The organism is Streptomyces sp. NPDC127177 (genome assembly GCF_042672475.1).
GTDB lineage: Bacteria > Actinomycetota > Actinomycetes > Streptomycetales > Streptomycetaceae > Streptomyces.
The window spans coordinates 1-22,673 of record NZ_JBHXUW010000071.1 but is presented as its reverse complement, the minus strand read 5'-3'; the positions used below and the strand labels follow the sequence as shown (position 1 = coordinate 22,673).

General features: G+C 71.1%; 17 protein-coding genes. 14 read left to right on the top strand and 3 right to left on the bottom strand.

Features of this window, described 5'->3' with window-relative positions; all coding sequences use genetic code 11:
• Nucleotides 1-47 precede the first annotated feature (47 nt).
• Nucleotides 48-1,259 (top strand): acyl-CoA dehydrogenase family protein, encoded by a 1,212-nt coding sequence (locus tag ACFVJX_RS31415; RefSeq protein ID WP_384131925.1) that lies wholly within the window; start codon nucleotides 48-50, stop codon nucleotides 1,257-1,259.
• A 37-nt stretch (nucleotides 1,260-1,296) separates the two neighbouring features.
• On the opposite strand, the gene ACFVJX_RS31410 is transcribed toward ACFVJX_RS31415, so the two are convergent.
• Nucleotides 1,297-1,740 (bottom strand): cell division protein SepF, encoded by a 444-nt coding sequence (locus tag ACFVJX_RS31410; RefSeq protein WP_384131927.1) that lies wholly within the window; start codon nucleotides 1,738-1,740, stop codon nucleotides 1,297-1,299.
• A gap of 307 nt (nucleotides 1,741-2,047) precedes the next feature.
• On the opposite strand from ACFVJX_RS31410, the gene ACFVJX_RS31405 reads away from it, so the two are divergent.
• Nucleotides 2,048-3,310, top strand: coding sequence for a DUF5685 family protein (locus tag ACFVJX_RS31405; protein ID WP_384131972.1), 1,263 nt, complete (start codon nucleotides 2,048-2,050; stop codon nucleotides 3,308-3,310).
• A 7-nt stretch (nucleotides 3,311-3,317) separates the two neighbouring features.
• On the opposite strand, the gene ACFVJX_RS31400 is transcribed toward ACFVJX_RS31405, so the two are convergent.
• Nucleotides 3,318-4,259 (bottom strand): transporter substrate-binding domain-containing protein, encoded by a 942-nt coding sequence (locus tag ACFVJX_RS31400; RefSeq protein ID WP_384131930.1) that lies wholly within the window; start codon nucleotides 4,257-4,259, stop codon nucleotides 3,318-3,320.
• 490 nt (nucleotides 4,260-4,749) lie between these two features.
• On the opposite strand from ACFVJX_RS31400, the gene ACFVJX_RS31395 reads away from it, so the two are divergent.
• From ACFVJX_RS31395 to ACFVJX_RS31360, 8 genes are all read left to right on the top strand, one after another.
• Nucleotides 4,750-5,616, top strand: a complete 867-nt coding sequence (locus ACFVJX_RS31395) for an amino acid ABC transporter permease (protein ID WP_384131933.1) — start codon at nucleotides 4,750-4,752, stop codon at nucleotides 5,614-5,616.
• A complete protein-coding gene (locus ACFVJX_RS31390) occupies nucleotides 5,613-7,454 on the top strand; it encodes an FAD/NAD(P)-binding protein (protein WP_384131936.1) in 1,842 nt (613 codons plus the stop codon). The genes ACFVJX_RS31395 and ACFVJX_RS31390 overlap by 4 nt, the downstream gene beginning before the upstream one ends.
• Before the next feature lie 110 nt (nucleotides 7,455-7,564).
• Nucleotides 7,565-8,317, top strand: a complete 753-nt coding sequence (locus ACFVJX_RS31385) for an amino acid ABC transporter ATP-binding protein (protein WP_384131975.1) — start codon at nucleotides 7,565-7,567, stop codon at nucleotides 8,315-8,317.
• Nucleotides 8,318-8,355: 38 nt separating this feature from the next.
• Complete coding sequence (locus ACFVJX_RS31380) at nucleotides 8,356-9,423, top strand: LLM class flavin-dependent oxidoreductase (protein ID WP_384131938.1); 1,068 nt, start codon at nucleotides 8,356-8,358, stop codon at nucleotides 9,421-9,423.
• 17 nt (nucleotides 9,424-9,440) lie between these two features.
• Nucleotides 9,441-10,721 (top strand): NtaA/DmoA family FMN-dependent monooxygenase, encoded by a 1,281-nt coding sequence (locus ACFVJX_RS31375; protein ID WP_384131978.1) that lies wholly within the window; start codon nucleotides 9,441-9,443, stop codon nucleotides 10,719-10,721.
• A 4-nt stretch (nucleotides 10,722-10,725) separates the two neighbouring features.
• Nucleotides 10,726-11,526, top strand: a complete 801-nt coding sequence (locus ACFVJX_RS31370; protein ID WP_384131941.1) for a DUF1684 domain-containing protein — start codon at nucleotides 10,726-10,728, stop codon at nucleotides 11,524-11,526.
• A gap of 253 nt (nucleotides 11,527-11,779) precedes the next feature.
• On the top strand, nucleotides 11,780-12,679 hold the full coding sequence (locus ACFVJX_RS31365) for a S1 family peptidase (RefSeq protein ID WP_384131944.1): 900 nt from the start codon (nucleotides 11,780-11,782) through the stop codon (nucleotides 12,677-12,679).
• A 229-nt stretch (nucleotides 12,680-12,908) separates the two neighbouring features.
• Nucleotides 12,909-13,388 carry a hypothetical protein gene (locus tag ACFVJX_RS31360; protein ID WP_384131947.1) on the top strand — a complete coding sequence of 160 codons (480 nt, stop codon included), beginning with the start codon at nucleotides 12,909-12,911 and terminating at the stop codon, nucleotides 13,386-13,388.
• A 112-nt stretch (nucleotides 13,389-13,500) separates the two neighbouring features.
• On the opposite strand, the gene ACFVJX_RS31355 is transcribed toward ACFVJX_RS31360, so the two are convergent.
• Nucleotides 13,501-14,427 carry a DUF4231 domain-containing protein gene (locus ACFVJX_RS31355; RefSeq protein WP_384131950.1) on the bottom strand — a complete coding sequence of 309 codons (927 nt, stop codon included), beginning with the start codon at nucleotides 14,425-14,427 and terminating at the stop codon, nucleotides 13,501-13,503.
• A 226-nt stretch (nucleotides 14,428-14,653) separates the two neighbouring features.
• Here ACFVJX_RS31355 and fxsA point away from each other — a divergent pair, with 226 nt between their 5' ends.
• From fxsA to fxsT, 4 genes are all read left to right on the top strand, one after another.
• Nucleotides 14,654-14,821 (top strand): FxSxx-COOH cyclophane-containing RiPP peptide, encoded by a 168-nt coding sequence (gene fxsA / locus ACFVJX_RS31350; RefSeq protein WP_384131953.1) that lies wholly within the window; start codon nucleotides 14,654-14,656, stop codon nucleotides 14,819-14,821.
• Between the two features lie 74 nt (nucleotides 14,822-14,895).
• Entirely contained in the window at nucleotides 14,896-17,151 is a 2,256-nt protein-coding gene (gene fxsBH / locus ACFVJX_RS31345) for a radical SAM/SPASM protein FxsBH, inactivated beta-hydroxylase extension form (protein ID WP_384131957.1), read from the top strand.
• 211 nt (nucleotides 17,152-17,362) lie between these two features.
• On the top strand, nucleotides 17,363-18,721 hold the full coding sequence (gene fsxC, locus ACFVJX_RS31340) for an FxsC protein (RefSeq protein ID WP_384131981.1): 1,359 nt from the start codon (nucleotides 17,363-17,365) through the stop codon (nucleotides 18,719-18,721).
• The gene (fxsT, locus tag ACFVJX_RS31335) at nucleotides 18,705-22,640 is read left to right on the top strand and encodes an FxSxx-COOH system tetratricopeptide repeat protein (RefSeq protein ID WP_384131960.1); all 3,936 of its coding nucleotides are present in this window, start codon (nucleotides 18,705-18,707) and stop codon (nucleotides 22,638-22,640) included. Before fsxC ends, fxsT begins: the two co-directional genes overlap by 17 nt.
• The last annotated feature ends 33 nt before the right edge of the window (nucleotides 22,641-22,673 follow it).

Sequence of the window (22,673 nt, the reverse complement as noted above, 5' to 3'; positions counted from 1 at the left end):
TCCCGTACCGACCTCAGTACCGTGCGAGCCGCCGGAGGCACCCCCTCATGTCCACCACTCCGTCCTCGAAACTCCCGCCCTTCGACCCCCGCGACCCGATCGGCATCGACGACCTCCTGGGCGCCGAGGATCTCGCGATCCGCGACACCGTCCGGACCTGGGCCGCCGACCGGGTCCTGCCGCACATCGCCGAGTGGTACGAGAACGGCGAGCTGCCCGGTATCCGTGAGCTGGCCCGCGAACTCGGTTCGCTCGGCGCCCTCGGCATGTCCCTGCAGGGCTATGGCTGCGCGGGCGCCACCGCCGTCCAGTACGGTCTGGCCTGCCTGGAGCTGGAGGCGGCCGACTCCGGGATCCGCTCACTCGTCTCCGTGCAGGGCTCACTCGCGATGTACGCCATCCACCGTTTCGGCTCCGAGGAGCAGAAGCAGCGGTGGCTGCCCGGCATGGCGGCCGGCGAGACCATCGGCTGCTTCGGCCTCACCGAGCCGGACCACGGCTCCGACCCGGCGGGCATGCGCACGTACGCCAAGCGCGACGGAGCGGACTGGGTCCTCAACGGCCGCAAGATGTGGATCACCAACGGCTCGGTCGCCGGAGTCGCCGTCGTCTGGGCGCAGACCGACGAGGGCAGCGCGGGCGCGGGCATCCGCGGCTTCGTCGTGCCGACCGACGCCCCCGGCTTCTCCGCACCCGAGATCCGGCACAAGTGGTCCCTGCGCGCCTCGGTCACCAGCGAGCTGGTCCTCGACGACGTACGGCTGCCGGCCGATGCCATGCTGCCCGGAGCCAGCGGTCTGCGCGGCCCGCTCAGCTGCCTCAGCCACGCCCGCTACGGCATCGTCTGGGGAGCCATGGGCGCCGCACGGGCCAGCTTCGAGGCAGCCGTCGACTACGCGAGGACCCGTGAGCAGTTCGGCAAGCCGATCGGCGGCTTCCAGCTCACCCAGGCCAAGCTCGCCGACATGGCCGTCGAACTGCACAAGGGCATCCTGCTCGCCCACCACCTGGGGCGCCGGATGGACGCGGGCAGGCTCCGCCCGGAGCAGGTCAGCTTCGGAAAGCTGAACAACGTGCGTGAGGCCATCGAGATCTGCCGCACCTCGCGCACGATTCTCGGCGCCAACGGGATCTCGCTCGAGTACCCGGTGATGCGGCACGCGACGAATCTGGAGTCGGTGCTCACCTACGAGGGAACCGTGGAGATGCACCAGCTGGTGCTGGGCAAGGCGCTCACCGGTCTGGACGCGTTCCGGTAGAGCCGGGACGGCCGGACCGATCCGGTGAGCGCCCCGCTCAGCTCTGGTTGAAGAAGCCGTCGGCCGGCCGGCCGGCGGCTTCGCCGTTGACGACCTGGGTGTCGGCGGGGGTCAGCAGGAAGACCCGGGTGGCCACGCGGTCGATCGAACCGCGCAGTCCGAAGATCAGCCCTGCGGCGAAGTCCACCACGCGCTTGGCGTCGGCGGAGTCCATGGAAGTGAGGTTCATGATCACCGGGACGCCGTCCCGGAAGAGCTCACCGACGCTCCGGGCGTCCCGGAAGCTGTCCGGGGTCACGGTGGCGATCCGGCGGCCCGTCTCCTCGGCCGCCTCGGACGCCACCCGCACCCGCGGATCGGTCACCCAGGCCTGACCGGTCCCGGTCCGTGCACCCTCGGAGTACTCGTCGTCGTCGTAGTACCGCTCGTCGTTGTCCTCTACGAGGCCCAGCCAGGCACTCGCCTTGCGCACCGATCCCATGGACGCCTCCTCTCACCGCGGTTCCTTGGCGTTCCGCATCTCTTTCGTATCCCTATGGTCGTCCATGATGCGGATCGAGCGCCAAGGGGATAGGCGGCGCGCAGGGCATTCGTGACGGTACTGGTGCAGAGGATGTGGCGATTCGTCAAGGTTCCTCCCGCAAAAGGGCCCTGGAGAAAGAAAATATGATCCGCCGGTCCGTACGGGTGACATGGGGCGCGTACGGGTGAACGAGGCGGTCGATACGATGCACATCGCGCACGCGTCCGAGCGCGGCGCACAGGTGAACGACTCCCGGGGGATCGTCGTGTTCGGAATCGTCAGGCCCTGCGCCCACCGCCTTTCGGAGGGGCTCAAGGCTGAGTGGATGGCCCATCTGTGCGGACTCTGTCTGGCACTTCGATCCGACCACGGGCAGTTCGCCCGGATCGTCACGAACTACGACGGCCTGATCGTCTCGGTCCTGACGGAGGCTCAGACCGAACGCACCCCCGCGCAGCGCCGCAAGGCCGGGCCCTGCCCGCTGCGCGCGATGCGGACAGCGCCGGTCGCCCGGGGTGAGGGTGCCAGGCTGGCGGCCGCCGTCTCGCTGGTGCTGGCGTCGGCGAAGGTGCGCGATCACGTCGCCGACCGGGACGGCCTGTTGAAGCGGCGTCCGGTGGCCGCGGCCGCCCGCCGGGTGGCCGCGGGCTGGGACCGTGCCGGGGCGCGCACCGGCGCACAGCTCGGCTTCGACACCGCGTTGCTCGTCGACGCCGTCGACCGGCAGACCGGAATCGAGCTGCTCGCGGGACCGGGCACCCCGCTGCTGACGGTCACCGAGCCCACCGAGACCGCCACCGCGGCGGCCTTCGCGCACACCGCCGTCCTCGCGGGCAAGCCGCAGAACGCCGCGCCGCTGGCCGAGGCCGGACGCCTCTTCGGGCGACTCGCGCATCTGCTGGATGCCGTGGAGGACCAGGAAGCTGACGCCGCGTCGGGTGCCTGGAACCCGCTCACCGCGACCGGCACATCGCGCGCCGAGGCCCGGCGGCTCTGCGACGACGCGCTGCGCGGCGTACGGCTCGCGCTGCGCGACGCGGAGTTCACCGACGACAAGCTCGCGCACGTGCTGCTGGCGCACGAACTGCGGCGCTCGGTGGACCGCGCCTTCGCCACGGACACCTGTTCCCACCAGGCGGGCGGCCCGCCGGCCGGCGGCATCTCGGTGCCGGCCGGAGCCGACCACTCGTCAGGAGCGGTGCACACGGCGTCGTTCGGACCGCCGCCGGGCAACCCGTACGCACCCTCCGGCCCCGGCGCCCCCTTCGGCCCGCCGCAGCCGCCGCCGGAGCCCCCGCGCGACCGGCGCGGGCTCGTCATGGGGTGCCTGGTGTGGGCGGGGCTCGCCTGCACCTGCCAGATGTGCTGCGGCACCTTCGACGACCCGTGGAGCCATCAGCGGCGCGAGGGGCTGTGCAGTCAGTGCGACTGCGGTGACTGCTGCGACGCCTGCGACTGCTGCAGCAACTGCGGAGATTGCTGTGACGGGTGCGACTGCTGCGACTGCGGGTGCGACTGCAGCTGCTGAGTGCGCGTCACTTGATCTCGGGCGGCGAGATCTGCGAGGTCTTGATCGCCGAGGCCCCGATGCCCCACTTCTTCAGGATCCGGTCGTAGGTGCCGTCCGCCTTGAGACTGTTGACCGCGGCCTGGAAGGCGGGTGCGAGCGCAGTGCCCTTCCTGAACGCGAAGCCGACGTCCAGACGCTTGTACTCGTTGAGGAAGCGCACGCCCTCCTGCTGCTTCACGGCGTACCGAAGCCCGTTGATGGTCGACATCGCGACATCGGTCCGCCCCTGCTGGAGCGAGCTCCAGACCGCGGCCAGATCGGAGTACGTCTTCACGTCGTACGGCTTCTTGCCCGCCTCGGCGCACCGGTGCTTGTTCTCCTCCAGCGTCACCTCGAACGTGGTGCCCGCGGCCGTGCCCACCGTCAGTCCGCAGAGCTGGGTCAGATCGGTGACCTTGCGCAGGTCGCTGTCGTCGCGGACGGCGAAGCCCTGCCCGTCGTTGAGGTAGGTGACGAAGTCGATCGTCCGGCGGCGCTCGTCGGTGACCCCGAAGTTGCCGGTGCCCACGTCGTACTTCCCGCTGCCGAGCGCGGGCAGGATCGCCTCGAAGGCGGCCACCTCCCGCTTCGGCTTCAGACCGAGCGCCCGGGCCACGGCGTCCGTGATGTCGATGTCGGTACCCGCCACCGTCCTGCCGTCCTCCAGGTAGGTGGCGCCGGGCGGGGTGCTGACACTGGAGGCGACCTTCAGGGTCCCGGAGGAGCGGACGGCGGCCGGCAGCAGGTCGGCCGCGGCCTTGTTCCGCTTCACCCCGGACACGACGTCCGTCGTGGGGATCGCGCCATCGGCGGCGTCACCGGTCGCGCCGGCGGGTGCGGAGGCCGGTTCGCCGGACCCGCACGCGGTGAGGGCCAGCGTGGCCGCGGTGATCAGCGCGAAGGCAGCGGTGTGCCGGGTACGGGGCATCAGGGATGGTTCTCCAGTTTCGGCGGCCGTGTACGGGAGCCGGGCAGCGCGAGGCGGCCCACGGCCGGGGCGGAGGAAGACGTGCTGCGGGCGTCGGAGGGTTCAGCGTGAGGGGAGGGTGGAGCGCTGTCGCGTACGCGAGGGCACGCGGGGAGGAAGGCTCAGGCGCCGCTCACGGCGCCAGAAAAGCGGGAGACGCAGGGGGTCAGCTCAACAGGAACAGGACCACACGCGACCGAAGTCGATGTGGGAGCGCTTGACCAGCCACTTCTGCGAATGCATGGCCCAAGTGGAACAGGCATCCAGTGGCCCGTCAACTGGCCCTCGGACATGGCTCACAGTGTGGACAGGCTTGACATCCCGTCGTGAACAGCGCTTACCTCGGAGGCGGATCGCGCTGAGGGGCCCGGTCCACCGCACGCTCCAAGCTGTCGCGTTCCGTGCCGAGGGCACGCCCCGTGTTCGATCGCCGCATCCACGGAGCCCTCTCATGTCCGACCGGACAGACACCCTCCCGCCGGCACTTCCGGCCCCGCCCCTCGAAGACGACGATGCCGACCTGCCGCGCATCGTCCCGGTGCGCCGGACCGGCCAGTGGACGGCCGCCGTCGTCGTACTGGCCCTGCTGGCACTCGCGCTGAACTCCGTCATCCGCAACGACGCCTTCCAGTGGGACGTCGTCGGCGACTACTTCCTGACCACGGCGGTGCTGCGCGGCCTCTGGCTCACCCTCTGGCTCACCGCACTCGTCATGGTGCTCGGCTTCGCGCTCGGGACGCTCCTCGCCGTCATGAGGCTCTCCGCCAACCGCGTGCTCCAGGCGGTCGGCTGGGGATACGTCTGGCTCTTCAGGTCCACGCCGATCCTGGTCCAGCTGCTGTTCTGGTTCAACATCGGCGCCCTCTACCCGGAGATTCTCGGCGTCCGCACCGTGAACCTCCTGGGACCCGTCACGGTCGCCGTCATCGGGCTGACGCTCCACGAGGCCGCCTACGCGGCCGAGGTCGTCCGCGGCGGCATCCTCTCGGTGGAGCGCGGACAGCTGGAGGCCGCCCAGTCCCTGGGCCTCGGCCCCTGGCGGCGGCTGTACCGGATCGTGCTGCCCCAGGCGATGCGCTCCATCGTGCCGCCCGCGGGGAACATGCTGATCGGCACCCTCAAGGGCACCTCGATCGTCAGCATCATCGCCGTGCAGGACCTGCTGTACTCGGTCCAGCTCGTGTACCACCGCACCTACCAGGTCATCCCGCTGCTGCTGGTCGCCACGCTCTGGTACGTCGTGGTGACCTCGCTGCTCAGCGTCGGCCAGCACTACGTCGAACGTCACTACGCACGCGGCACCGCGGACGCCCGGTGAGCCGCCGGCCTTCGCTGGTCGTCATAGGAGCCGGACCGCGCGGCACCGGACTGATCGAGCGCATCGCCGCCAACTCCGCCGCGCTGTACCCGGACCGGCCGCTGGACCTGCACCTCGTCGACCCGTACCCGCCCGGCGGCGGCCGGATCTGGCGCCACGACCAGTCGCCGCTGCTGTGGATGAACTCCATGGCCGAGGACGTCACCATGTTCACCGACGACACCGTCCGCCAGGAGGGGCCCGTACGCCCGGGCCCCGCACTCGACGCCTGGGCGGCGGACGTGCGCGAGGGACGGATCCGGCCGCCCGGCGACGCGGCCGAGCCCACGATCCGCGCCGAGATCGAGACGCTGACCGGGCAGGACTTCCCCAGCCGGCGCCTCCAGGGCGCCTATCTGCGCTGGGTGTACGAGCAGTCGCTCGCCGCGCTCCCGCCCTCGGTCACCGTCCACGAACACCGCCGCAGGGCCCTGCGCGTCACCGGTCCGCGGGACGGCCGCCAGAGCATCCTGCTGGAGGGCCGCGCCGAACCGCTCGTCGCCGATCTGGTGGTCCTCACCATCGGTCACCTGGACGCCGAACCCGACGCCGAGCAGCTGGGACTGTCCGACTTCGCGGACCGGCACGGTCTCGTCCATCTGCCGCCCGACTTCACGGCCGACACCGATCTGAGCGCCCTGCCCGCGGGCGAGCCGGTCATAGTGCGTGGCTTCGGACTCGCCTTCATCGACCTGATGGTGCTGCTCACCGAGGGCCGCGGCGGACGGTACGAGAACGGCGCGTACGTGCCTTCGGGCCGCGAGCCCGTCCTGCACGTCGGATCGCGGCGCGGCGTCCCGTACCACTCCAAGATCGGATACGGCTGGCAGGGCGAGCGGCCACCGCTGCCGCGGTTCCTCGGCCCCGACCGTACCGAGGAGCTGCTGAACCGGAAGGAGCCGCTCGACTTCCTCCGCGACATATGGCCACATATCGACAAAGAGCTCGGGTACGCCCACTACCACCGGCTCTTCACCGCCCACCCAGAGCGCACCACCGCCGACCGGACCGCGTTCGAGGAGAAGTACGCGACCGCCGAGCCGGGCAGCGACGACCTGCGGGCCCTGGTCGCCGCAGCCGTCCCCGACCCCGCCGACCGGCTGGACATCGCGGCGCTCGACCACCCGCTGGACGGGGTGCGCCACGACTCGTACGACGCCCTCCAGGAGGCGACGCGCGACTACATCGCCGCCGACCTCGACCGCAGGCACGACCCCGGGCACAGCGAGGACCTCGCCGTCTTCCTCGGACTGCTCTCCGCCTACGGCCAGTTGATCCGGTTCGGCGACATCGGCGGCTGGTGGCACGGCTTCTTCAGCTACCTCGCATCCGGTCCGCCGGGCCCGCGGCTGCGCCAGCTGCTCGCGCTCTCCAGGGCCGGCGTCGTCCGCTTCCTCGGCGCCGGGATGACGGTCGAGGCCGACGAGCGGCAGGGCGTCTTCCGGGCCGGCAGCGCCACCGTGCCCGGGGAGGGGATCGAGGCCCGTGCCCTCGTCGAGGCACGGCTGCCGGACCCCTCGCCGGAACGCACCCGCAGCACCCTGCTGCGGACCCTGCACGAGGACGGGGCCGGCGCCACCGCCACCGGACTCCTCGCGGTCGACCCCGACGACGGCCGGGTCCTGGACCGCGAAGGACGCCCGCACCCGCGCCGCTTCGCGCTCGGCCCGCACACCGCGGCCCGCGCCGGCGGCGCCTTCACCCGGCCGCGCACCGGCGGCCCGGCCTTCCGGCAGAACGACGCCACCGCACGCGCCGCCCTCACCCTCCTGGGCGGCCTCACCGGCACCGACGACTGAACCCGGCCCGCGCAACCGATCCGAACCGCCTGAGGAACCCCATGACAACGATCAGCCGTCCACCCAAGAGCGATCCGGCCGCCGACCGCGTCCGGGACCCCGCCGACGCCATGGTGGAGATCCGCGGTGTGCACAAGAGCTTCGGCTCCCTGCACGTCCTGCGCGGCATCGACCTGTCGGTGCGCCCCGGCGAAGTGACGGTGATCCTCGGCCCCTCCGGCTCCGGGAAGTCCACGCTGCTGCGCACCGTCAACCACCTGGAGAAGGCCGACCGGGGCTCGATCACCGTCGACGGCGAGTTCGTCGGCTACCGCAGGAAGGGCGACCGGCTGTACGAACTCCCCGAGCGCGAGGTCCTGCGCCGCCGTACCCGGATCGGCTTCGTCTTCCAGAACTTCCACCTCTTCCCGCACCTGACCGTCCTGGAGAACATCACCGAGGCCCCGGTCGCCGCGCTCGGCCGTCCGAAGGAGCAGGCCTCCGCCGCCGCGCACGGACTCCTGGACCGGGTCGGCCTCGCCGACAAGGCGGGCGCCTACCCCCGGCAGCTCTCCGGCGGCCAGCAGCAGCGCGTCGCCATCGCCCGCGCGCTCGCCATCGAACCGAAGCTGCTGCTCTTCGACGAACCCACCTCCGCGCTCGACCCCGAACTGGTCGGCGAGGTCCTCGACGTGATCAAGGACCTGGCGGACCGGGGCACCACGATGATCGTCGTCACGCACGAGATCGGGTTCGCCCGTGAGGCCGCCGACACCGTCGTCTTCATGGACGAGGGACGGATCGTCGAACAGGGGCCGCCCGCCGAAGTGCTGGACCGGCCCCGGCACGAGCGCACCCGCGCCTTCCTCTCCAAGGTCCTGTGACCCGGAACCTGATCCGAAACGTGCCGAAAGGGCCCGTCATGCCTCCGATCCGCCCCCTCCACCTCGCCGCCGAGATCGGTGGCCCGCCCCGCTACGACCCCGGGCACTACACCGCCCTGGCCCAGCTCGCCGAGCGCGGCGCCCTCGACTTCGTCACCCTCGGCGACTCGTTCGCCCGGCCGGGGCCCGACGCGCTCGCCGTGCTGTCCCGGGTGGCGCCCGCCACCCGCCGGATCGGGCTCGTGCCGACGGTCACCACCACGCACACCGAGCCGTTCCACGTCTCGTCCGCCGTGGCCACCCTGGACTGGGTGAGCCGCGGCCGGGCGGGCTGGCAGGTCGATGTGTCGACGACCGGGGCCGAGGCCCGGCTGTTCGGCCGCCGCCCGGCCGCACCCGCCGCCGAGCTGTGGAGGGAGGCCGCCGATGTGGCGGACGTCGGTGCGCGGCTCTGGGACAGCTGGGAGGACGACGCCGAGATCAGGGACACCGCCACGGGTCGATTCGTCGACCGCGACAGGCTCCACTACGTCGACTTCGAGGGCGCCGCGTTCACCGTCCGCGGACCGGCCATCGTGCCCAGGCCCCCGCAGGGCCACCCGGTCACCGTCGTCGACGGCACGGGGGGTCCGGCCAGGGAGGCCGCCGCCCGCCACGCCGACGTCGTGCTCGTACGGGCCACCACACCCGAGCGGACCGCCGAGATCCGCGACGACGTACGCCGCCGCGCCGCGGCCCACGGGCGTGATCCCGACACCCTCCGGGTGCTCGCCGCGCTCACCGTCGACCTCGGCGATGCCGAATCGGCCCCGGAACCCGGGCTGGAGAGCGGACCGCCGCTCGCCGCGCACGGCACGTACTACCGGGGCGGGCCGGTCGATCTCGCCGATCTGATCACCAAGTGGCACCGCGCCGGAGCCGTGGACGGATTCCACCTCACGCCGATCACCCCCGAACGCGATCTGGAGCGGATCGTCAACGGCACGGTCGCCCTGCTCCAGCACCGCAGCCTCTTCCGGACCTTCCACCCCGGCGGCACCCTCCGCGAACACCTGGGCCTGGCCCGCCCGGCCAACCGGTACGCCCTCCAAGGAGAACGGGCATGACGACCGCCCCGAAACAGATGCATCTCGCCGCCCACTTCCCGGGTGTGAACAGCACCACCGTCTGGGCGGACCCCCGGTCCCGCAGCCAGATCGACTTCTCCTCCTTCGAACATCTCGCGCGCACGGCCGAGCGCGGGCTGTTCGACTTCTTCTTCCTCGCCGAGGGGCTGCGGCTGCGCGAGCACAACGGGCTCATCCACGACCTGGACGTCGTCGGCCGTCCCGAGTCCCTCACCGTCCTCAACGCGCTGGCCGCCGTCACCGACCGGCTCGGCCTCGCCGCCACCGTCAACGCCACCTTCAACGAGCCCTTCGAGCTGGCCCGCAGACTGGCCACCCTCGACCATCTCAGCGGCGGCCGGGCCGCGTGGAACGTCGTCACCTCGTCGGACGCCTTCACAGGCGAGAACTTCCGCCGCGGCGGCTATCTGGACCGGGCCGACAGATACACCCGGGCCGCCGAGTTCGTCGCCACCGCCCGCGAGCTGTGGGACTCCTGGACCCCGGACGGGGCCCCGCGCTCCTTCGCCCACCACGGCGAGCACTTCTCCGTCGAGGGCGAGTTCACCCTGCCGCGCTCCCCGCAGGGCCACCCCGTCGTCATCCAGGCCGGTGACTCGGCCGAGGGCCGTGAGTTCGCCGCGTCCACCGCCGACATCATCTTCACCCGGCACGGCACCCTGGAGGCGGGCCGGACCTTCTACGCCGACGTCAAGGCGCGGCTGGCCAACTACGGGCGGGAGCCCGACGAGCTGAAGATCATGCCCGGAGTCGGCTTCGTCCTGGGCGACACCGACGCCGAGGCCCGGGAGAAGGCGTCCCTGATCCGCCTCCAGCAGGTGTCACCGCAGAACGCGATACTCGCCCTTGAGCAGGTCTGGGGCCACGATCTCTCCTCGTACGACCCGGACGGCCCGCTCCCGGAGACCGATCCGGTCCCCGATTCGGAGCTCGTCCAGGGACGGGTCCGGCACGGCGACCCCCTCGCGGTCGCGGCCCGCTGGCGCGCGCTGTCCCGGGAGAAGGGGCTCTCCATCCGGCAGACGGTCATCGAGGCGACCGGCCGGCAGTCGTTCATCGGCAGCGCGCGGACCGTCGCGGCGGAACTGACCGAATTCGTCACCACCGGGGCCGCCGACGGCTTCATCCTCGTACCGCATCTCACCCCGGCCGGCCTCGACGACTTCGTCGACGACGTCGTCCCCCTCCTCCAGGAACGCGGGGTCTTCCGCTCCGCGTACACCGGTTCCACCCTCCGGTCGCACCTCGGGCTCGCGGAGCCCGTATGGAAAGGTTGACCCCATGAGCACGGACGCACAGCAGCAGGCGGCGCGGGACTGGGGCCGCTGGCACGAGGAGCGCACCGCCACGGTCTCGGCACCGTACGGACCGCTCTCCCTCACCGGCACGCACTGGGTCTCCGACCACCCGGGAGGCCGGATTCCGGCCGTTCCGGGGCAGTGGCGCGAGGACGGCGACGAGCTGGAGCTCACCGCGGGACCCGAGGACGGACTGACCGTCGACGGGAAGCCCTTCACCGGGCAGATCCGGCTCGGCGCCGACCGCGGCCCGATCGACGGATCCCGGGTCGCGCACGGCGAGCGCAGGCTGTTCGTGCTGAGCCGCGAAGGCCTCTGGGCGGTACGGGACTTCGACCCGGACTCCGCGGCGCGGCGGGCCTTCCGCGCCATCGAGGCCACGCCGTACGAGGCGCGCTGGAGCCTGCCGGGCACCTTCCGGCCGTACGAGACCTCGCGCACCGTCCGGGTCGAGAACGCCGACGGCGTCGAGCGCGGGCTCGGCCTCGGCGGGGAGATCGCCTTCGAGCTGGACGGCACCGGGCACACACTCCAGGTCGCCGTGGAGCCGGACGGCTCCCTCTGGGCCGTCTTCGCCGATGCCACCAGCGGGAACAGCAGCTACCGCTTCCGGTTCCTGCGGCCCGGGGCCCCGGCCGCCGACGGCACGGTGACGGTCGACCTCAACCGTGCGCTGCTGCCGCCCTGCGCCTTCGCGGACCACTTCATCTGCCCCTTCCCGCCGCCCGGCAACACCCTTCCGGTCGCCGTCGAAGCGGGGGAGCGCAACCGTACCGACGGCTGAATCACCCACTCCGCCCGACGACGTCCGGCCCCGGCAGGTGTCACCCGCCGGGGCCGGACGTGTGCGCGTGAGCGCAAGCTCAGGCCAAGAGGCCCTCTTGCGCGGGAAGTTGACGCCTTGAATACTCCCGAGCAGCGCTTGTCAGGAGCACGGCATGTTCGCAATGCGGACACCTGCCGCGCCCTCTGACTGCGCCTCACGGGTCCGGCCACCCCACGGGCGGACCCCCGGCCCCCCTCGGGAGGAATGACAAGTGAGGATCAAGCGCACCACCCCCCTCAGCGGTATCGCGAGACGCAGCAGGGCCGTCGCTATTGCGGCAGGTCTCGTAGCGGTCGCCGCGCTCGCTGTCCCCAGCGCACAGGCCAGTTCGGCCGGAACGTACAGCGCCAACCAGCTCTCCGCCGCCAGTGACGCCGTGCTCGGCGCCGACGTCGCCGGCACCGCCTGGACCGTCGACCCCGCGACCAAGAAGCTCGTCGTCACGGTCGACAGCACGGTCTCCGCCGCGGAGATCCAGCAGATCAAGGACTCCGCGGGCGCCAACGCGGGCGCCCTGCGCATCGAGCACACCCCCGGCAAGTTCAGCAAGCTGCTCTCCGGTGGCGACGCCATCTACGCACCCGGCTGGCGCTGTTCCCTCGGATTCAACGTCCGCAGCGGCAGCACGTACTACTTCCTGACCGCCGGCCACTGCACCGACGGCAACCCGCCCTGGTACACCAACTCCTCGAACACCACCTACATCGGTCCGACGGTCGGCTCCAGCTTCCCGACCAACGACTACGGGCTGGTGCGCTACGACAACGCGGCGGTCAGCCACGAGGGCACTGTGGGCAGCGTCGACATCACCAGCGCGGCCAACGCCACGGTCGGGATGTCCGTCACCCGCCGCGGCTCCACCACCGGCATCCACAGCGGCACGGTGTCCGCGCTCAACGCCACGGTCAACTACGGCGGCGGCGATGTCGTCTACGGCATGATCCAGACCAACGTGTGCGCGGAGCCCGGCGACTCCGGCGGTCCGCTCTACTCCGGCTCCAAGGCGATCGGCCTCACCTCGGGCGGCAGCGGCAACTGCTCCTCCGGCGGCACGACGTTCTTCCAGCCGGTCACCGAAGCGCTCAGCGCGTACGGCGTCAGCATCTACTGACGGCCGGGCGGCCGGCTGCGCCCCCCGGAGCCGGCCGCTGTCTCGAAAGCGCAAGTCGAACACGCCGAGCCCCCGCCCGAATTCCGGGCGGGGGCTCCCGCTGACCCCGCGGCTTTTGAGAGGATGTGGCACAGGACGGTCACGCAGGAACAACGGGGGCGGCTGCTGTGCCTTCCGGAGGGGTGCCCTCCGGGAACCCCCGGCCGAGACCCCAGGGGGTTCCAGGTCCGTGAAACGCATCGGAGTGACCGGCCACCGCAGCATCCCGCAGGAGGCACAGGCCCATGTGCTGGCCGCGATGCGCGCGGCGCTGTGCGGGTTCGACGGCTCGGTGGAGGCACTGTCCAGCCTGGCCGTGGGGGCGGACCAGCTCTTCGCCGACCTCGCGCTCGCCCACGGAGCCGAACTGATCGCGGTCATCCCCAGCGGTGACTACGAGGCCTGTTTCGCCGACGGCGCCGAACTGGCCCGCTACCGGAGCCTGAAGGCGCGGGCCGTGCGGGAGGTCCGGCTGGACTACCCGCACTCCACCGACGAGGCGTACTACGCCGCAGGCGCCTACATCGCCGACCACTGCGACCGGCTGCTCGCGGTCTGGGACGGACGGCCCGCCCGCGGGCTCGGTGGTACGGGCGACATCGTGATGTACGCCCGTGAGCTCGGCCGCCCGGTCACGGTGATCTGGCGCGACGGGGTCGAACGCGCCTGACCCGCCCGGTGCGGCCGGACGGGCCCTCACATCCGGTTCGGCGCCACGGGGGCCGAACGCGCCCGACCCGGCAGATGCGGCGGGACGGGCCGTCACATGGGGTGCCGGGCCGTCACGTCCGGTGCCGGGCGAGCCAGTCGGTGTGCTGGGGCGAGACGATGCGCTCGGTCTCGAACACCGCCCGCGGCCACTGCCGCTCGGTCAGCGTGGTCTCCATCGCGACCTGCATCGACTCCAGGTCCTTCTCCACCAGGGAGTGCGCGGAGATCAGCGGATGGTGGCGCCGCATCTCGGACCAGGCCAGACAGGCCGCGGCCGCGGCCGACAGCACCCCGGTCAGCGCGAAGGACTGGCCCGCCGAGAACGCCCTGAACAGGGCGAGCACCAGGGCGAGCGCCGTCAGCGCGGCGATGGTGGTCGACCAGACCACGGTGGCCCGGCGGGACACCTCCTGGCGCCTGCGGTACCAGCTGCGCTGTTCGATCAGCCGGTCCCGCACATATGTCTCCTTTCGTACGGTGAAAGCCTTGTCGCGCAATGCGTGCATGGAATCTGTGATGAGTCCGCCGGAATCCGCCGTCCGGTCCCGGGGATCGGACCAGCCCACCTTGCGGAGCTCCTGAAGCCCCTCCTCGAGGCGATTGGCGAACACCGCTTCGGGGTGTTGTGTGCCGGTATCGAAAGGTGAGCCGTGCACGGAGTAACGCCAGCACATCGATTTGATGAACTCCGCCGCAGAGCGATTGAGTTGCCAATGCGACTTTGCTTTGCGCCGAGAGGTCAGATAGGTCGCGATCAGGACACCCAGATAGGCCAACACTGCCGCGAGGTCGGTGAGTTGGAGCACACCGGCGACCTCGGCGCGCCAGGGCAGCGCGGCCGGTACGGTGCCCGCGACCAGCAGTATCAGCTGCCAGCGGGTGGTATTCACGGCCTCCCGCTGGCGTGCGACCGCAATGGCGTCCGTGTGGTGAAAGAGCTCGGGCAGATCAGCGTTCCTGAAGACCATGCTCTGCAGTGGTCCGGGAATCGCCGTCATGTTCACTCCCGTCTGCGGTTATGTCGTCACCCCGATGGCGGAACCTCTGGTTCCGCTTGGCCGGGGCCGGTCCCGTGTGACGCTCTTGTTCCAAGTAGCCGTCCTCAGTTGCCAACCGAGGTCATGAGAGTAAAGTCGTGCCGCCGGACACTGCAATGGTGCAGGTGCCAACGCTGGTTTCCTGTCCGGAACCATTCCATCGGAACGAATCCCCTCAAGGACGGCCGTGAAGACCTCTGAATCCTCCCTCTCCTTCGCCGTTGCGAAGAAGAGCCGTGTGCCGCTCGCCGCGATCGACGCGCGTGGTGGCGAAGCTGCCAGGAAGCTCGGTCGGGTGCACGTCGCCTCCGCCGGTCGCCCCATCCAGGCAGCTACGTTCAACTCGTCCCTCTGACCCCGTATTCCGGATCGCTCCTCCCCGACGGCCGGACTGCCGGATTACCCTTCCGGGCTGGCTAGACTGGTGGAATGACAGGACCCCTGGTCCCTTTCCGCGAAGTAGTCCTCAAGGTGCACAGCAGGTGCGATCTTGCCTGCGACCATTGCTATGTCTACGAACATGCCGATCAGAGCTGGCGAACCCGCCCGAAGACAATCTCTGACGACGTCATTTTCCGGACTGCTCAGCGCCTGGCTGAGCATGCCAAGACACACGCACTGCCCTCCGTGTCAGTAATCCTGCACGGAGGGGAGCCTCTGCTCGCCGGTCCCGCCCGGCTGCGACGCATCTGCGAAGAGCTGACCTCCGCCTTCGACGGCATCGCCGCGCTCGATCTGCGCATCCACACGAACGGTCTGCAGCTCAGCCCGCGCTATCTCGACCTCTTCAGCGAGTACGACGTCAAGGTGGGCATCTCCCTCGACGGGGACCGCGCGGCCAACGACCGGCACCGCCGCTTCGCCGACGGACGCAGCAGCCATCCCCTGGTGCTCAAGGCCGTGGAGCTGTTACGGCAGGAGCGCTACCGCCATCTCAACCTCGGTCTCCTGTGCACCGTCGACATCGAGAACGACCCGCGCGCGGTCGTGGACGCCCTCATCGAGCTCGAACCGCCGCATATCGACTTCCTGCTTCCCCACGCCACCTGGGACGATCCGCCGCCCCGCCCGGACGGATCGCCCACCGCCTACGCCGACTGGCTCCTCGCGGTCTTCGACCGCTGGCAGGAGCAGGGGCGTCCGGTGCCGGTGCGGATCTTCTCCTCGGTCCTCTCCACGCTGAACGGCGGACCCAGCCTCACCGAGTCGCTGGGGCTGGCGCCCACGGACCTCGTCGTCGTCGAGACCGACGGGAGCCTGGAGCAGGTCGACTCGCTCAAGAGCGCCTACGAGGGTGCGGCGGCCACCGGATTCGACGTCTTCACCCACGCCTTCGACGAGGTCGCGGCCCACCCGGGGGTGCGGGCCAGACAGCTGGGTCTGGAGGGCGTCAGTGAGACGTGCCGCCGCTGTCCCGTCGTACGTTCGTGCGGCGGCGGCCTGTACACCCACCGCTACAGCTCGGGCGGACCCGGCCGTGGCGCGCAGGCCGAGGGGTTCGACAACCCGTCCGTGTACTGCCACGACCTCGCCGCTCTGGTACACGGCATCGAGGCCCGTACCCCGGCCGTCTCCGTGGCGCCCGCGGTGGCCGGCCCCGCCGAACTGCTCGCGGCCCAGGAGGATCTGACCCGCACCCTGCTGGCCCGCCTGCACGGCGACCTGGCCGGCCGGGGCGGCGAGCGCTGGGCGGCCGCGTGGGAGCTGGCGGCCGGTCTGGAGGGTTCGGAGGAGGGCTCCCGCGGCCTGGACCACGTGCTCGCCCACCCGTACACCCGCACCTGGCTGTTCGACGCGCTGGACGCGCTGCACGAGGACCGGCCGGGGGCCGGGACGGCCGCGGCGGACGGCCTGCGGGCGCTGCTCGCGGCAGCCGTGGTGCGGGCCGGCCTCGACCTCCCCGCGCCGGTGACCTACCGGGACGGCGCGCTGGTCCTGCCCACGCTGGGCCGGCTGACCTGTGGCGGACCGGGGGAGCGCGGCACCGTGCTGGTGCGCGCCACCGAGGACGGCTTCCTGGCCGGCCGGGCGGACGGTACGCCCGGCGAGTCGCGGATCGAGGCCGTGCACCGGCCGGGGCGGGGCTGGCTCCCGGTGCGCGGACACGCCCTGCCGGGAGACGCCCCGGGCTTCGTGATCGACGACATCGACCCGTACCGCGACTGCTTCACCGCGCCCGCCGCGGCCACGCTCGGCGCAGCCGCGGCCGGCCGGCTGGCCGCCGCAGTCACCGAGGCCTGGGCGCTGATCGAGGAACGGGCCCCCGCGTACGGGGCGCGGTCCCTCGGCACCCCGATGACGCTCACCCCGCTGACCGGCCGGGCGCCGGGCGAGCCCTCGGTGGGCAGGCACGGGTACGGCGCGCTGGGAATCGGGGTCGAGGAGAGCGCCGGCACGCTGGTGCTCGCGCTGCTGCGCGGAGCGCGCCGCGCCGAATTCCGGGCACTTGTGGACGTCGCGGATCTTTACGCGGCGGACGGCTCCTGGGAACATCGAATGCCCTGGGGGGAAGAATTGGTTCCGTTTTCCCTGCTGCTGTCCGGCACGTATGAACGGCTGGCACTCGCGGCATTCGACCCCCGGTACCGGGACGGCGTACCGCAGGCACTCGACACGCTGGAGGGGGCGGCCGAACTCACCGTCGGCGGGAAACGGCTGCTGGCCCGGATGCGAAAAGAATTCTGAAGGCCGGATTCCGGTTCGAGAAGAACTCCCGGCGGAGTCGGGACAACTGGGAGGAACGGGCGCAGACCGAATTCGATCACGCGTGTGATCGATAGGACCTGGGCACAGATGACTGAAAAGTGGCGTTGAATGACCGAACGCCATGGGGGTGGAGCAAGGTCCGCTCCGGAATGATGAATTCGCTCGCATTCTCTTCACTCCTCGGGTGCGGGTGCTCACACAGGACGGGGGTCGTGTGCACGCGACGACGCAGCAGCGAGCGGCGGACCATCGGCCGTACTTCTTCTTGAGCTACGCGCACACACCGGGGTACGGCGGTGGAACGGACCCCGATATGTGGGTCGAACGGCTTTTCCAGGATCTCTGCGGTCATGTGATGGCCATGACCGATCTGCCCGCCGGTGCGCCGGCGGGGTTCATCGACCGCGAGATACGGTCCGGCGAGGGCTGGTCGGAACGGCTCGGCGAGGTGCTCGCCACCTGCCGGGTCTTCGTCCCCCTGTTCTCGCCGCGCTACTTCGCCAGCGAGATGTGCGGCAAGGAGTGGTACGCCTTCGCCCAGCGCGCCATCCACTACCGGGCCCGCTCCAACCAGCCGGCCGAGGCCATAGTCCCCGCGCTCTGGGTGCCGGTACCGCCCAGCCAGCTCCCCGGGCCCGCTGAGAGATTACAGTTCAACCACCGTGATTTCGGGGACCGTTACGTCAGCGACGGCCTCTACGGTCTGATCAAGCTCAAGCTCTTCAACGAGGAGTACGAGCGCGCGGTGTACGAGCTCGCCAAGCGCATCGTCAGCGTCGCCGACACGGTACGGATCGGCACCGGCCGCCCCGTCGACTACCGGCTGGCCCCCAGCGCCTTCGGTTCGGCGGGCAGCGGGACCGGCGGCCCCCGCCCGATGCAGGTCACCATCGCCGCCGCCACCCGCCACGACCTGCCCGAGGGCCGCAACGCCGACTACTACGGCGACAACCCGCAGGACTGGAACCCCTACCACCCGGACGCCGCGCGGCCCCTGGCCTATGTCGCCGAGGACCTGGTGCGCTCCCTCAACTACCGTGCGACCGTCGCGTCCTTCGACGAGGAACCCGGCCACCCGGGCGGCAAACAGTCCCCGACCACACCGGAGATCCTGCTCGTGGACCGCTGGGCGCTCCAGGACGAGGACCGGTGCCGCAGGCTCGCCGCCTTCGACGCCGAGAACCGCCCCTGGGTGACGATGGTCGTCCCGTGGAACCGCGACGACCACGAGAGCCGGGCCGCGGAGGCCGAGCTGACCGAGAAGCTCGAACGGACGATGCCGACCAAGATGCGCCAGGGGCGGGCCTACTGCCGCGCCGCCGCCAAGGGCGTACCGAGCATGGAGGCCTTCGGCCAGATCCTGCCGCAGGTGGTCGAGGTGGCCGCCCAGCAGTATCTGCGACACGCGGCCGTCTATCTGCCCGCCACCGGCGGCGCGGGGCACACCGAACGGACGCGGCTGATGGGACCGATGGCGCAGACCCAGCACATCCCCGGAACACATGACGCTTCGACGGATGCGGAGGACACGGATGACGGCCAGTCGTGACGGGCGCATCGTCACCTTCTACTCGTACAAGGGCGGTACCGGGCGCACCATGGCCCTGGCCAACACCGCCTGGATCCTCGCCGCCAACGGCAAACGGGTACTGGCTGTCGACTGGGACCTGGAGGCGCCGGGGCTCCACCGGTTCTTCCACCCCTTCCTCGACCCCTCCACCCTCGGTGCCACCACCGGTGTCATCGACCTGATCACCGAGTACGCCTGGGCCGCGACCAGCCCGGTGCAGCGGGCCGACGACTGGCACCGGGACTACGCCCGGATCCAGCCGCACGCGGTCTCGCTCACCCCCGAGGCGCTCGGCTGGGAGTTCCCGCAGGGCGGCACGCTCGACTTCGTCTCCGCCGGACGGCAGAACCGCGAATACTCCGCGACCGTCTCCACCTTCGACTGGGACAACTTCTACGACCGGCTCGGCGGCGGCCACTTCTTCGACGCCCTGCGCGACGACATGAAGGCCAACTACGACTACGTCCTCATCGACAGCCGCACCGGCCTCAGCGACATCGCCGACATCTGTACCGTCCACCTGCCCGATGTGCTCGTCGACTGCTTCACCCTCAGCGACCAGTCCATCGACGGCGCCGCCTCGGTCGCCCGGCAGATCTCCGAGCGGTACACCGGCCGGCCCATCTCCATCTTCCCCGTCCCGATGCGCATCGACGAGGGCGAGAAGGAGAAGGCGGACGCCGGCCGGGCGCTGGCCCGGCTCAAGTTCGACCGGCTGCCGCGCGATCTGTCCGGCGACGAACTCACCGCCTACTGGGGCGCGGTGGAGATCCCGTACCGCCCCTACTACGCGTACGAGGAGACGCTGGCCACCTTCGGGGACGAGGCCGGGCTCACCAACTCGCTGCTCTCCGCCTTCGAGCGGCTCGCCGCCGTCGTCACCGACCAGGAGATCACCTCGATGCCCCCGGTCGGGGAAGAGGTGCGGCTGCGCATCCGGGACGCGTTCACCCGGCGCAGGCCCGCCCTGCCCGCCGATCTCTTCCTCTGCTACGTGGCGGAGAACCGGATGTGGGCCGACTGGATCGAGTCCGCACTCACCCGGGCCGGCTTCCGGGTGGTGCCGCGTGACGTCTCCGCCGAGCGGGGACCCCAGGAGCCGGCCACCATCACCGCCGAGAACGCCGCCCGGACGGTGGTGCTCCTCTCCAGCGCCTACCTCAAGTCGCAGCGCGCGGTGAGCCTCTGGGACCGGGCCGTCGCCGAGGACCCGGGCGGCGGGCGGCGCCATCTGCTGCCGCTCAGGGTCGGCGACGTACGGCTGTCCGCGCCCTATATCGACCGCAACCCCGTCGATCTCTTCCGGCTCGACGAGGTGCACGCCACCGCGGCGCTGTTACGGGCCCTGGACCGGCCCGTACAGATCACCGACGGGGTCTCGCCCGGACCGCGCTTCCCGGGCACCGTCCCGCGGATCTGGAACGCACCGCCGCGCAACCCCGGATTCACCGGCCGCTCCCTGGTCCTGGAGCGGATGCGCGACCAGCTCGGCGGCGGCATGGCCGTCGTGCTGCCCCAGCCGCAGACGCTGTACGGGCTCGGCGGCGTCGGCAAGACCCAGGTCGCCCTGGAGTACGTGCACCGGTTCATGGCCGACTACGACCTGGTCTGGTGGATATCGTCCGAGCAGACCGACGACGTGGTCGCCGGTCTCGCCGAACTCGCCGTCCGGCTCGGCGCCCAGGGCGGCGACGACATGGCGGCCGCATCCCAGGAGGCCGTCGACCTGCTGCGGCGCGGCGTGCCGTCGGACCGCTGGCTGCTGGTCTTCGACAACGCCGACGACCCCGAACGGCTCCGCCGCTACTTCCCGCAGGGCGGCTCCGGGCACATCCTGGTCACCTCCCGCAACCAGGCCTGGTCTCAGCACGGCGACGCCCTGCCCGTCGACGTCTTCCTGCGCGAGGAGTCCATCGAGCACCTCCAGCGCCGGGCACCGGGACTGAGCGACGAGGACGCCGCCCAGGTGGCCACCGCCGTGGGGGACCTGCCGCTCGCCGTCGAACAGGCCGCGGCCTGGATCGCGGAGACCGCCACCCCGATCGACACCTATCTGGAACAGCTCGCCCAGCAGGCCCCGGAGGTCCTGGCGCTCAACCAGCCGGCCGGCTACCCCGAGCCGGTCGCCGCGACCTGGAACATCTCCATCCAGCGTCTCAAGGAGCGCTCGCCCGCCGCGGTGCGGCTGCTCCAGCTCTGCGCCTTCTTCGCCCCCGAGCCGATTTCGGGGAACCTCCTGTACAGCAAGGAGATGATCGAGGCACTGAAGCCGTACGACCCCTCGCTCCAGGAGAAGCTGGTGCTGGGCCGGGTCATCCGGGAGATCGGCCGGTTCGCGCTCGCCAAGGTCGACCAGGTCTCCAACTCCATCCAGGTGCACCGGCTCGTCCAGGCCGTCATCCGGGCGCAGCTCAGCCAGGAGGAGCAGCAGGACGCCCGGCACGCCGTCCACCGGATCCTGGCGGGCGCCCGCCCCGATGACGACGAGCCGATCGACAACCCGGCCAACTGGCCGCAGTTCGCGACCATATGGCCACACCTCGGCCCGTCCGACGCCCGCAACTGCAAGGAGCCCGAGGCCCGCAGGCTGCTGATCGACCGGGTCCGCTACCTCTGGAAGCGCGGTGATTTCAGGACCGCCACCACGCTCTGCGAGGAGCTGCGCGACATCTGGCGCGAGACGCTGGGCGAGCGGGACATCCAGTACCTCTACCTCTGCTTCCACCTCTCCAACATCTACCGTTCGCGCGGCCGGTACGTGGAGGCCATGGAGCTCGACGAGATCACCCTGGCCACCCAGCGGGAGGTGCTGGGCCCGGAGCACCCGCACACGTACATGAGCACCAGCAGCCTGGCCACCGACCTCGGCACGCTCGGCGAGTACACCAGGGCCATCGAGCTGGCCACCGAGGCCACCGACGGGTTCAACCAGATCTTCCACGACTCGCACCCCAGGGCCCTGGCCGCGGCCAACAACCTGGCGTTCACGCTGCGGTCCATCGGCCAGTACGCCAAGGCCCGCGAGATCGACCAGGACGTCTTCGACCGGCGCCGCGAGGTGCTCGGCGAGGAACATCCGTACAGCCTCTCCTCGGCCATGAACCTGGCGCGCGACCTGCGTGACGTCGGCCGGTACGAGGACTCGGTCGGCATCCTCAGCCGCACCTACGACAGCTACAAGGCCACGCTGGGCCGGTCCTTCCCCGGCACGCTGAGCGCGGCGAAGGCCCTGGCCGTGTCGCTGCGCCGGGCGGGACGGCTGGAGGACGCCCGCCGGCTGACGGTCGCGACCCGGGCCCGGTACCGGGCCAAGTACACCTCCGCCAACCCGGAGTCGCTGGCCTGCGACCTCAATCTGGCGGCCGACCTGTTCGCGGCCGGCGAGGCGACCGAGGCCAGGGACACCGCGCGCGAGGTCGTCGACCAGTACATGAAGGTGCCGGGCGAGAAACACCCGTACACCCTGGCCGCCCTGAACAACCTGGGCGTCTATCTACGGGGGGCCGGGGCGGCCGAGGAGTCGGAGCAGGTGCTGACCCGGGTGGTCGCCTCGATGCGGGAGGTGTACGGGCGGGAGCACCCCAACACGCTGTTCAGCGTGATGAACCTGGCCAACACCACGGCGGACCGGGGCGGTTTGGAACTGGTGCTGGAGACGGAGCGGCGGCTGGTCGGGCAGTTCCGGGCGGTCCTGGGGGCGCATCACCCGGAGACGCTCGCCATGAAGTCGAACATGGCGGTCACGCTCGATGCCATGGGACGCGAGGACGAGGCGCTCCAGGTCAGGGCGGAGACGGTCGAGGAGCTGGCCAGGCAGCTCGGCGACGAGCATCCGCTGACCCGGATCGCCCGGGACGAGCGCAGGTTCCAGCGTGAACTGGAACCACTCGCGGTGTGAGCGGCGGGCGGGAGCGGCCGGCCTTCGCCGGCC